Below are 1,664 nucleotides of genomic sequence, written 5' to 3' on the forward strand. Positions count from 1 at the left end.
AGGCCATCCATCGCCTGCGCGGCTCGATCGGCAACCTCAACCGCGAAGGGCGGGTTCGGCTGCTCGATGCCTATCAAAAGGTCGACACCCATTTCCGGCGGCTGTTCACGACCCTGTTCGAAGGCGGCCGGGCGCAACCTGACCCCGCTGGTCCTCGAGCTCGGCGGGAAATCGCCCAACATCATCTTCGCGGACGCCGCTCTCGAGAAGGCCGTCCCCGGCGCGCTCGCCGGGATCTTCGCTGCAACCGGCCAGACCTGCATCGCGGGGTCCCGGCTGCTGGTCCAGCGCTCCGTCCACGACCGCGTCCGCGCCGAGCTGGCGGAGCGGGCCCGGGCGATCCGGCTCGGCGATCCGCTCGATCCCGCAACCGAGATGGGAACCGTCGCCAACCAGCCCCAATTCGACCGGATCATCGATTTCATCGAATCGGCGCGGGGCGACGGCGCGACGCTGGTGACCGGCGGCAGGCGCGCGGCGGCAAGGGAACTGGCGGGCGGGCTGTTCGTCGAACCGACGATCTTCGCCGGGGTCGACAACGACATGCGCGTCGCGCGCGAGGAAATCTTCGGACCGGTGCTGTCGATCATCCCGTTCGACACCGAGGAGGAGGCGGTCGCGATCGCGAACGACACGTCGTTCGGCCTGGCCTCCGGAATCTGGACGGAAAGCCTCAACCGTGCGCACCGGGTGGCGCGCGCGCTGCGCACCGGCATGGTATGGGTGAACACCTACCGCGCCGTCGCCGTCCAGACGCCGTTCGGCGGAGTCAAGGACAGCGGCTTCGGCCGCGAGCGCGGCGAGGAAGGCCTCAGGGAATTCCTCACGACCAAGAATGTCATGATCGAGCTTTCGGACGATCAGCGCGATCCCTTTTCGGTGCAGACATGACGGGGGGCGGCGGGATGTCCGTTGCGCGGAGGGGAGCAGTCCATGTGTGAGCAGACTCCGAAGGTCAGCGGCTGGCTCGGCTGGAGCGAATTGCCGCCCGCCGCACCGCAGGCCGCTTCGGGCGGGTGGATCGACCTCACCCACCGGCTGTCGCCGGCGATGCCCTGCGCATCGATCTTCCCCAAGCCGCGGTTCGGAAGGATCCGCTCGCTTCCCGCCGATCCGTTCAACGTCACCGACATCCACATGGTCGCGCACGCGGGCACCCATGTCGACGCGCCATTGCATTTTCTCGAGGACGGGCCCGACATGGCCTCGGTACCCGTCGACCGGCTGACCGGCCCCGGAGTCGTGTGGCATCTCGACATGGACCCCGACGAGGTGATCGAGCCCGGGTACCTCGAGCGGTGCCGGCCGCTTCTCCGGGAAGGCGATATCCTCGCCGTCGACACCGGCTGGGCGAAGCTGTCGGGAACGGTGCTTTACGAACGGCACCCGAGCTTCAGCGCCGAGTCCGCGGCATGGATGGTCGAGCGCCGGATCAAGCTCCTCGCGTGCGACTTCGCGACCCCGGACCTCGTCTACCATCGCCGCGAGCCCGGGTTCGACTGGCCGGTCCATCATCAGCTGCTCTCGAGGGGGATATTGATCTGCGAGCATCTGACCGGCCATGCCGCGCTTGCGGGGGAGCGCGTCCACTTCCAGTTCGGCGCGCTGCCGATCGTCGACGGCGACGGGTCGCCGGCGCGCGTGCTCGCGCGCCGGGCCGGCTA

The 1,664-nt window shown here is 68.8% G+C and carries 2 protein-coding genes; both read left to right on the forward strand.

Features of this window, described 5'->3' with window-relative positions; genetic code table 11:
* Positions 1 to 147 precede the first annotated feature (147 nt).
* Complete coding sequence (locus GH737_RS14695; RefSeq protein ID WP_420853463.1) at positions 148 to 891, forward strand: aldehyde dehydrogenase family protein; 744 nt, start codon at positions 148 to 150, stop codon at positions 889 to 891.
* 42 nt (positions 892 to 933) lie between these two features.
* On the forward strand, positions 934 to 1,664 hold a 731-nt coding region (locus GH737_RS14700; RefSeq protein ID WP_155265507.1), incomplete at its 3' end, for a cyclase family protein.

It is taken from the genome of Sphingomonas segetis (genome assembly GCF_009720245.1).
Lineage (GTDB): Bacteria > Pseudomonadota > Alphaproteobacteria > Sphingomonadales > Sphingomonadaceae > Sphingomicrobium > Sphingomicrobium segetis.